This window comes from Mesorhizobium sp. M0587, from assembly GCF_040320945.1.
Classification (GTDB): Bacteria; Pseudomonadota; Alphaproteobacteria; order Rhizobiales; family Rhizobiaceae; genus Mesorhizobium.
Genome location: NZ_JAMYQP010000095.1, coordinates 1 through 1613, shown reverse-complemented (window position 1 = coordinate 1613; position 1613 = coordinate 1). Strand labels below are relative to the sequence as shown.

Annotated in this window: 1 protein-coding gene; it reads right to left on the bottom strand. The window is 63.2% G+C overall.

From position 1 onward, the window contains the following. Nucleotides 1-350 precede the first annotated feature (350 nt). The gene (locus NKI49_RS33140) at nucleotides 351-1514 is read right to left on the bottom strand and encodes an IS110 family RNA-guided transposase (RefSeq protein ID WP_352608409.1); all 1164 of its coding nucleotides are present in this window, start codon (nucleotides 1512-1514) and stop codon (nucleotides 351-353) included. Nucleotides 1515-1613 lie beyond the last annotated feature (99 nt).

Here is a 1613-nt window from a genome sequence, read left to right as displayed (position 1 = left end):
CCTGCCCGTCGTCAGGTTGAGCTTATATGAGGAAGGTAAAGACGGAACGGGTGTGTCAGGGCAACATTTCTTCACCTTCTCGATGTGTTGCGGAATCCATGGTCTGAGCCCGATGGCATGACGCGGCCCGTTTATCCGAGCCCAATCCAACTTATATACGGTCGCTGCTCGAAACAGCGGCACCAACATCCCGCTTGCGGCGGGTACGGGCTCAGGAGGACGGGACCATTCTTGTGGCGGGGCATTTCAGGCCATCCCAACCTTCGGTTCGTCCACCTGGATCCGCCAGGACTGATCAGGCCCTGGAAGAAGTGCTTAGTTCACATTCCATGGGTGAGCGGCAATCGGCATCAGGCGCTCTTCATGACCGCCCCCTCGATGACGACGCCGGCGTTGACGTATTTCCACAGCGCCACGAGGAGCTTGCGGGCGAGCGCCACAATCGTCGCCTTCTTGAGACGCCCGCCGTTCTGCTTCACCCGCTCCTTGAACCACAAGGAGAGCGCCGATTGCGATTGATGGCGCAGCCATAGCCACGCGAGCTGGATCAGCGTAGTTCGCAGCCTTGGATTGCCGGATTTCGAAACGCCCTGGTCGTGTGAGACGGAGCCGCTTTGCCAGGGGGTCGCCGCCAGGCCGGCGTAGGCGGCCAGCTGTCGTCGGTTGTCGTAGTGCCGCGACAGGCCCTCCGTCCACAGCACGGCGGCAAACTCCTGCCCGATGCCCTTCAGGTCGAGCAGCATGGCCGGGGCTGGCGAGGCACTCTGCTCGGTCGCAAGCATGGCGTCGCGCTCGGCCTCGACCGCCTTGATCTGTTCCATCAGCAGCTCCAGCCGTTCGAGTTCGCGATCAATCTGCTGCTTCAGATGGTCCGGCAGCGGATGCCCGTCGCCGGTCTTCAGCGCCTCAAGGCACCTGCGCCGATCGCGCCGCAACGGCTCGTAGCCGGAGACACCCTGTGCAAACAGCAGGCCTTTGATGCGGTTGACATGGCGGGTCCGCTCGTTCGTCAAGGCCTTGCGCTCACGCGAGAGGCGGCGGCGGTCCTCTTCCTCGGGGGTGGGCACCCGCAGCATGGCGCAGACGCGCGGCTCGCCCCTCTTATAGGCAAGCAGCGCGCGCACCAGCGCCTCGCCGTCGATCTTGTCGGTCTTTGCCTGACGCCGCCGGCGTGAGGTGGCAATCGAGGCCGGATCGACGACGTGGCTTTCGATTCCTTCGGCCTGCAGCACCCTGTGGATCCAAAAGCCGTCGAGCCCAGCCTCTTGGACGACGATGATCGGAAAGCATTTCCCGGTCCGCGCCTCGGCCTTCCGGTTGAGCTCGGCAAACCGCGCCAGCATGCCGGCCACGTCGCCGGCCGCCACTGCGTGTTTCGACATCTTCTCGCCAGCGCCCGGCGACAGCGAGGTGATCAGCCATTTCGAGCGGCTGAGTTCCAACGAGACGAAAATTGCGCCAAGATCAGTGCGGATGGCGGTCAACGCATCGGGTCGGTGTGCTGCAACGGGCATGCTCGGCCTCCAAGGTAGGATGTCTAGGGTTTAGCAACCTCACCTTTGCCACAGCGCAGGTCGCTATCCACCCTCCTCATAGGATCTTGTGGCCATAAT

Excerpts from the sequence above, each read along its gene's own strand:
- NKI49_RS33140 (WP_352608409.1), bottom strand. The coding sequence starts at position 1,514 with ATGCCCGTTGCAGCACACCGACCCGATGCGTTGACCGCCATCCGCACT.